This is a genomic window from Liquorilactobacillus sicerae, assembly GCF_029916425.1.
GTDB lineage: Bacteria > Bacillota > Bacilli > Lactobacillales > Lactobacillaceae > Liquorilactobacillus > Liquorilactobacillus sicerae.
In genome coordinates this window covers 1-233 of sequence record NZ_JAHAVQ010000396.1, presented here as the reverse complement: position 1 = coordinate 233, position 233 = coordinate 1, and the positions used below count along the sequence as shown (strand labels likewise).

The following is a 233-nucleotide window of genomic DNA, read 5'->3' as shown; positions in this document are numbered from 1 at the left end:
CGAAACGAAGACTGTGAATGAAACCATCCATTATATCTATAAAGATGGTAGCAAAGCAGCCGATGACTATGTGGCAACGCCAGTTGAGTTTACACGGACAGTGTCTACAGATGCAGTCACTGGTGAGAAGACATATGGGGCATGGTCAGCAGATCAAACATTTGGCGCAGTGACTAGCCCCGAACTAAAGGGGTATACACCAGATCAGACAGCAATTGCAGCGCAGACAGTGA

At 47.2% G+C, this 233-nt stretch carries 1 protein-coding gene; it reads left to right on the top strand.

Translation table 11 applies throughout. The features are described 5' to 3' along the window. Positions 1-233: mucin-binding protein (locus tag KH893_RS12960; RefSeq protein WP_427860482.1), on the top strand; the 233-nt coding region annotated here is incomplete at both ends.